The organism is Vibrio sp. 1727, assembly GCF_033344415.1.
In the GTDB taxonomy this organism is placed as follows: domain Bacteria; phylum Pseudomonadota; class Gammaproteobacteria; order Enterobacterales; family Vibrionaceae; genus Vibrio; species Vibrio alginolyticus.
Window position 1 is genome coordinate 1 of the sequence record NZ_JAWPOT010000048.1, and the last position, 6377, is coordinate 6377.

At 42.5% G+C, this 6377-nt stretch carries 5 protein-coding genes and 4 tRNA genes; 6 read left to right on the plus strand and 3 right to left on the minus strand.

The window, feature by feature from the left end:
- Positions 1 to 714: 714 nt before the first annotated feature.
- Together pssA and R8O10_RS23540 are read right to left on the minus strand one after the other, a co-directional pair.
- Positions 715 to 2055: a CDP-diacylglycerol--serine O-phosphatidyltransferase gene (gene pssA / locus R8O10_RS23535; protein ID WP_005388686.1), complete on the minus strand. Its 1341-nt coding sequence runs from the start codon at positions 2053 to 2055 to the stop codon at positions 715 to 717.
- A gap of 71 nt (positions 2056 to 2126) precedes the next feature.
- A complete protein-coding gene (locus R8O10_RS23540; RefSeq protein WP_318191763.1) occupies positions 2127 to 2558 on the minus strand; it encodes a GNAT family N-acetyltransferase in 432 nt (143 codons plus the stop codon).
- A 101-nt stretch (positions 2559 to 2659) separates the two neighbouring features.
- Here R8O10_RS23540 and murB point away from each other — a divergent pair, with 101 nt between their 5' ends.
- Positions 2660 to 3703, plus strand: a complete 1044-nt coding sequence (gene murB, locus R8O10_RS23545; RefSeq protein WP_318191761.1) for a UDP-N-acetylmuramate dehydrogenase — start codon at positions 2660 to 2662, stop codon at positions 3701 to 3703.
- Positions 3700 to 4665: a bifunctional biotin--[acetyl-CoA-carboxylase] ligase/biotin operon repressor BirA gene (gene birA, locus R8O10_RS23550; RefSeq protein ID WP_318191762.1), complete on the plus strand. Its 966-nt coding sequence runs from the start codon at positions 3700 to 3702 to the stop codon at positions 4663 to 4665. Before murB ends, birA begins: the two co-directional genes overlap by 4 nt.
- Before the next feature lie 7 nt (positions 4666 to 4672).
- Here birA and coaA read toward each other — a convergent pair whose 3' ends face one another.
- A complete protein-coding gene (gene coaA / locus R8O10_RS23555; protein WP_005388683.1) occupies positions 4673 to 5596 on the minus strand; it encodes a type I pantothenate kinase in 924 nt (307 codons plus the stop codon).
- Positions 5597 to 5801: 205 nt separating this feature from the next.
- Between coaA and R8O10_RS23560 the strand changes: the two genes are divergently transcribed.
- From R8O10_RS23560 to R8O10_RS23575, 4 genes are all read left to right on the plus strand, one after another.
- Positions 5802 to 5877 (plus strand) — tRNA-Thr (locus R8O10_RS23560).
- Positions 5878 to 5913: 36 nt separating this feature from the next.
- A tRNA-Tyr gene (locus R8O10_RS23565) sits at positions 5914 to 5998 on the plus strand.
- Positions 5999 to 6033: 35 nt separating this feature from the next.
- Positions 6034 to 6108: transfer RNA gene (locus tag R8O10_RS23570), tRNA-Gly, on the plus strand.
- A 13-nt stretch (positions 6109 to 6121) separates the two neighbouring features.
- A tRNA-Thr gene (locus R8O10_RS23575) sits at positions 6122 to 6197 on the plus strand.
- Positions 6198 to 6377: the final 180 nt, after the last annotated feature.

Here is a 6377-nt window from a genome sequence, read left to right on the forward strand (position 1 = left end):
GCCGGGGGTCGCGGGTTCGAGTCCCGTCCACTCCGCCACTTATATTAAGCCTCAGTCGAAAGACTGAGGCTTTTTTCTTTTCTACTGCGGCGTTTCCCTGAAGTGTGTTTACACCTAACTAGACTACTCCCCATAATCCTTACTAAGCGAACTCTACGTGATTACACACTAGGCTTTAATTAATTATAGGCCGTTGATGCTGTGGAAAGACAATATGACCTACAAACAAGCCTAAGTAATCTATGGTATTCAAAGGCGTTCAACGGCTCGAATCTTGATGAGAAAGAAAAAACGAATTGTACGCATAACCTAGAAAAGCGTCATATATACCCCATCTCTCCTGGCTCAAAAATCAAACGACTTGAAAAGAATTGGAAGATGAAAGATTGAAGGAGCTCTTCATTAGCGAGGTGATAATTTTCGACGCTGAACATTTGATGAGTCTCAGAAAAAATATATCGCCAAAGGCAAAGGGTAAGAAGCGCCAGAACAGAGAGGGGTAGCTTAGCTCGAGGCTGTAAGCTATGCGGAATACTCACAAACGTCAAAGCTCAAACCCATTAAGAGAGTCGCTCTAGATCTAAGTGGTTATGTGCTCACTAGCGGTACTAGAAAATAGTTAAGTATTCCAAATGGATTATATGAAAAAGCCAACTGCTAAAGCGGTTGGCTTAGTATAAAAATCTCGACGTACTTTAGAGCTAGAAATGATGTCTAAAGAATACGTTTTAAAACACCATCTGCCTTTAGGCGGGTAATTTTTCTGACCAGTCGCTGTACCCCTATAGGATAGTCTTCTACTTTCTCTAATTGCTTATAAGTACAGATAAGGTGAGTATGCTCAAGAATACGCGAAACTTCGTCTTCAAACTTCTCAGTGAGCTTCGCATAATTGTCTTGTATGAGTAGCCCATTTTCTAGGTCGAGTGACCAAGCACGTGGATTTAGGTTATTCCCAGTAAGTAGCATATAGCGTTTATCAACCCAAATACCCTTAAGGTGGAAGCTGTTATTGTCATGCTTCCATAGGTGAATTGACAATTTACGTGCGGCGATATTCGCTTCATTAGCTTTCGCAAAGCGACGCAAATTCACTTCGTAAAGATATGGAAGTCCGCCAATGGTTTTAAAGTCTTCCTCAGGTGCAATGTAAAAGTCGTTGGCGGTTTTATCACCCACAACAATAGTTACTTTCACACCACGCTTCATGGCTCGTTTCACTTCACGATGAAGTGCTTTAGGGAAGTTAAAGTAAGGAGTACAAATGAAAATTTCGTCTTGGGCTGCTGCCAATAACTTTACAATCTGTTGATTGAGCAGATTACGGCGTTTGCCTAGCCCAACTAACGGAGTGACTTTTACGCTTTCTTCTGTTGCAGCTTGGTCTTCAAACTTATAGTTGGCTTGAGCAAGAGAAGCCCTCAGTTGGCGGATCGCCGACTTTATTTCTTTGGTTTCTGGCTTATCTTTTCCTGCAAGATCATTAACGGCAGGGTGAGCAATCATTTCTTCCTGAATGAATTGCACCATTGAATTCGCTAAAGATTCATGTCGAATCACATGGTAACGATCAAATCGATAACGTTCATGATAATGGAGATAAACGTTATTTAAGCTCGCCCCACTGTAGATAACAGTATCATCGACAATGAAGCCTTTTAAATGCAGTACCCCAAAAACTTCTCTGCCACGCACTGGTATACCATAGACAGGGATTGGGTGTTGGTACTTACTGGCATATGCTTTGTAAAGCGCTGAATTACCCTCAGATGTCTCCGCACCAATCAGGCCACGCTGCGCTCGATGCCAGTCGACACAGATATTGATGTCCAACCCAGGATTGCGCTGTTTCGCTTCATAAAGCGCAGTGAGAATTTCACGTCCAGCTTCATCATCTTCCAGATATAGAGCGACTAGGTAAATTCGCGACGTTGCTTTGCTGATAGCATCTAAAAGACGGGTTCTGAATGATTCTGCTGAATACAGAACATCAAAGTCTTCCGGATTGACAGCGAGACTTGGCAACTGTTCGAATGGATTCCTACTTACTATCATATCGGTATGAGTACCTTAGTTTAGTGCAATATTGCGAACCTGCCATTTTATCAAAGATATGATTTACCTGGCTACAAAAGCACGCGTTTTGATGTCGTTGAAGAGATGAATTGCATTGGAATGAGATCTTTACCGCTATCTACATAACGTTGAAATGCCATTTTTAGCGGGTGTGGTAGCTCAGAGCAATCAATTGTTGTGAATCCATGCTTGGAATAATAGGATTCGAGATGTGTAAACGCGAAGCAATAATCGCCATCAGTGAAAACATTGTTTTTACAATGAGTTAGTAGTTTTTTTCCAACCCCTGTTCCCCTAACTTTCGGAATGACCAACATTCCTGTCAACAGACGAACTTTATCTACACTTTTTAAACGTAGTAACGCAATGATTTCACCCTTATGGCTTGCTGTAATGATCAATTCATCCTTTTTGGCTCGACCCGCAGGGTAATACGCTTTGTATAGTTTCTTAATGAGTGGGAGCTTGATGGGATTTAACACTTCTATGATTAATGAGTCTGGTATTGTCACTGCGGTTAAAAGATAACTAATGTAGAATGTCGACAGTTTAAGAGAATCTTATCTGATGTTGCAAACCTACTATGCAAATTAAAACAAATGCGAGCCTAAAGGCTTACCATACTTTTGGAATTGAACAATCGTGTTCCTATTTAGCTATCGTTGAGTCGCTTGAAGATGTTATTAAGCTATTTCAAAACCCAAGATTCACCCATTTACCGAAACTTTTTTTAGGTAAAGGAAGTAATGTTCTTTTTACAGAACATTTTGAGGGATTAGTGATTGTTAATCGAATCATGGGTAAAGAAGTCACGGAAACGGATGAGCATTACCTATTACATATTGCCGGTGGTGAAGATTGGCCTGAATTGGTTTCCTGGTGTGTGAATCAGGGGATCGGTGGGATCGAGAACTTAGCTTTGATTCCAGGTTGTGCTGGCTCGGCTCCTATTCAGAACATTGGTGCGTATGGCCTAGAGCTAAAAGACATCTGTGATTATGTAGATGTTCTTGATCTAACTACGTTTGAAAACAAAAGAATGCACGCCCAAGACTGTGAGTTTGCCTATAGGGATTCCATATTTAAACATGCGTTGCACGGAAAGTGCTTTATCACCGCATTAGGGCTTAAGTTGGCGAAGCAATGGCAGCCGATTAACCAGTACGGTCCTTTACAAAGTATCCCAGAAGAACAACTCAGCCCTGCTTCTATCTTCGAACGAGTATGCCAAGTGCGAAAGGCAAAACTGCCAGATCCAACCAAGATAGGTAACGCAGGTAGTTTCTTTAAAAACCCAGTGATCACGCAAGATCACTATGATCGACTCACAAAAAAATACCCTAACGTAGTGGCCTACCCAGCTTCAGGAGGAATGAAAATTGCTGCTGGTTGGCTTATTGATCAATGTGGATTAAAAGGGAAGTCTGTACATGGTGCGCAGGTCAACCCTATGCAAGCTTTGGTTTTGACCAACATAGATAATTGTAGTGCTGATGACATTGTCGCGCTTGCTTCTTTAGTGAAGCAGACAGTATGGGACAAATACCAAATCATACTTGAGCATGAAGTACGCTTTCTCAATCGTACCGGGGAGACCAATTTGGCTCAGATCGAGGCATCTAGATGAGAAAAGATCACTCTACGAAACTTCATATTCTAAAGTTATTAAGTGATGGAGAGTTTCATTCAGGAGAAGCGTTGGGCGACGATCTTAATGTTTCTAGAGCGGCAATCGCTAAGCACATTAAAGGTCTTAGTGAATGGGGTATTGATATTTATCGAGTGCAAGGGCGCGGTTACCAATTAGCCTCACCATTGCAGTTGTTAGACGAGACTCTCTTTACCACTAGCTCGGAGTCACTTATTGAACTCGTCCCTGTGATTGACTCAACGAATCAATATTTGCTCGACAGAGTCGCGGATTCGGAAAAGGGCCGTGTTTGTATTGCTGAATATCAAGCTCAAGGTCGTGGTCGTCGCGGTAGACAATGGGTCTCACCGTTTGGCTCTAACTTATATCTCTCTATGTATTGGCGACTGGATGCGGGAATGGCTGCGGCAATGGGCTTGAGCTTGGTGATTGGGATTGCCGCAGTGGAAGCTCTGGAAGAAGTAGGCATGCAAGGTGTTAAACTCAAGTGGCCGAATGACTTGTATTATCAAGATAAAAAACTGGCCGGAATCTTGGTTGAAATGTCGGGTCAGGCCGGTGGGGCTGCTCATCTAGTGATTGGGATGGGCCTGAATATTGGAATGCCTGACGACCAGCCTGAGATTGACCAGCCATGGACCACGTTGAACCAAGTAAATCAGAGTCTCAAGATCGATAGAAATGTTCTAGCAATGACTCTTATCAAGCATTGGAATTCTGCACTTGTCGAATATGAAATGAAAGGGCTTACTGGCTTTATCGAACGTTGGAATCGGTTAGACAATTTCCTTAATCGTCAGGTCAAACTGCTTATTGGGCCTAGAGAGGTACATGGCGTCGTTCGAGGCATCGATCATCAAGGTGGAATATTAATCGAAACCTCCCAAGGACTAGAGACTTATATTGGTGGTGAAATCTCGTTGCGTAAAAGTGACTAATCTTCGATTACTTTCGCAACGAGACTTTATCAACTAAGTGGTTAACGCCTTTGTGTAGAATCAAGTGGGCTCTCTCTCGAGTTGGAAGAATATTCAATTCTAAATTGAGCCCATTAATATCATGCCAAATTTGCTTCGCTTTTTTCTTTGCGTCATCGACAGAGAGTTGTGTGTAGTGGCTAAAATAAGAGCCTGGTTTCGTAAAGGCCCCTTGGCGAAACTTTAAAAAGCGTTCTACATACCAATGTTCAATGGTCTCTGTTTCTGCATCGACATAAATTGAAAAATCTAAAAAGTCAGAGACGAAGACACGATGCGGGTCATGTGGATAGTCCATTCCACTTTGCAGAACGTTTAAACCTTCAATAATAAGAACATCCGGTCTATCCACTTTTCTTAGTTCATCAGTAATGTCATACGTGATGTGAGAGTAGATGGGTACTTCAAGATCGGGTTTTCCTGCCTTTACGTCAGACATGAACTCGACTAAGCGCTTGATATCATAGGATTCTGGGAAGCCTTTACGATGCATGATACCGCGTTCTTCTAGTACTTTTTTCGGATATAGGAAGCCATCTGTTGTAACCAAGGACACTTTGGGATGATTCTCCCAACGAGAAAGCAATGCCGTTAGAATACGAGCAGTCGTACTTTTGCCTACAGCAACACTGCCAGCGATACCAATTACGAAAGGGGGAGCATGTTCCTCTGTATTTAAGAATTGTTGTAATACGGAATTGCGGCTTTGACGAGCCTGGACATACAGATTCAAAAGACGAGACAAAGGAAGGTAGATCTCTACCGCTTCCTCCATGGTTAGGTTTTCATTAATGCCCTGAAGCGCAGTCAAGTCGTCTTCAGAAAGTGTCATCGGTACAGAGTTTCTTAACTCGGCCCAATTTGCACGGTCAAATGACAAAAATGGACTCATGGGTCTCTTTTATCCTTGGTTTAATAGAAGCAAGAACATACATCAAGCGAACTTCAAAGCAAACGACAAAGGTCGAAGTTTACTTTAAAAAAGCTAAGTTTGTACGAATTTGCAGCAAACGAATCTAAAAAATCGAAATTTATGATTTTTTTTCAAATTACTATTGCAACCTAGAAAATCATTCAATAGAATGCGCACCACTTATGCCGACTTAGCTCAGTAGGTAGAGCAACTGACTTGTAATCAGTAGGTCACCAGTTCGATTCCGGTAGTCGGCACCATTCTTTCCTTTAGTAGTCTGAATGGCTTGAAAATTTGGAGGGGTTCCCGAGTGGCCAAAGGGAGCAGACTGTAAATCTGCCGGCACTGCCTTCGATGGTTCGAATCCGTCCCCCTCCACCATATTCTTTAGGAAATAGCTCTCAGAGTTACGTGTTGCGGGCATCGTATAATGGCTATTACCTCAGCCTTCCAAGCTGATGATGCGGGTTCGATTCCCGCTGCCCGCTCCACTCTAATTTGAGTGCTGATATAGCTCAGGTGGTAGAGCGCATCCTTGGTAAGGATGAGGTCGGCAGTTCGAGTCTGCCTATCAGCACCAGCTCTCAAGTTTATTTCCTTTTGATATTAGATTTACCAATTATCTTTTTTTGGTTGCGTGGTCAATTTGGGCCACCTAAATCCGTACCTAGAGGGACCACTCATGTCTAAAGAAAAATTTGAACGTACGAAACCGCACGTTAACGTTGGTACTATCGGCCACGTTGACCACGGTAAAACA

Excerpts from the sequence above, each read along its gene's own strand:
- pssA (WP_005388686.1), bottom strand. The coding sequence starts at position 2,055 with ATGATAGTAAGTAGGAATCCATTCGAACAGTTGCCAAGTCTCGCTGTC.
- murB (WP_318191761.1), top strand. The coding sequence starts at position 2,660 with ATGCAAATTAAAACAAATGCGAGCCTAAAGGCTTACCATACTTTTGGA.
- birA (WP_318191762.1), top strand. The coding sequence starts at position 3,700 with ATGAGAAAAGATCACTCTACGAAACTTCATATTCTAAAGTTATTAAGT.
- coaA (WP_005388683.1), bottom strand. The coding sequence starts at position 5,596 with ATGAGTCCATTTTTGTCATTTGACCGTGCAAATTGGGCCGAGTTAAGA.